Annotated in this window: 1 protein-coding gene; it reads right to left on the bottom strand. The window is 39.0% G+C overall.

Annotated elements, in window-relative coordinates; translation table 11 throughout:
- Positions 1-315: MSCRAMM family adhesin SdrC (locus ER639_RS12150; RefSeq protein WP_240664089.1), on the bottom strand; the 315-nt coding region annotated here is incomplete at both ends.

Raw genomic sequence — 315 nt, 5'->3', positions numbered from 1 at the left:
TTCCACCATTTTGGATGTCATCTCCATTTGTATCTAACCATACTTTATCTCCGATTTCATATGTTGGCACTGGTGTTGTCGTTGCTTTAAAGCCTCGGTCGATTGTGTAGTTATTCGCGTTTGTGATAGTTACATCTTGCGATGCCACGTTTGAGTTATCTCCATCTGTTTGTTCATTCACACTTGTCACTTCTGTGTAATTTGTTGTTGTTCCATCTGGATTTGTCACTTGAGCTGGTGTTCCAAATACTACTGTATAGTCGCCTGGTTTTAAGCCGGTGAATAAATAATTACCATTAACATCTGTTGTTTGTG

The sequence above is a fragment of the Macrococcus sp. DPC7161 genome (assembly GCF_004117835.1).
Taxonomy (GTDB): domain Bacteria; phylum Bacillota; class Bacilli; order Staphylococcales; family Staphylococcaceae; genus SDSC01.
Note: the sequence above shows the minus strand (reverse complement) of the source record. Positions and strands in the feature narration are given on the sequence as shown.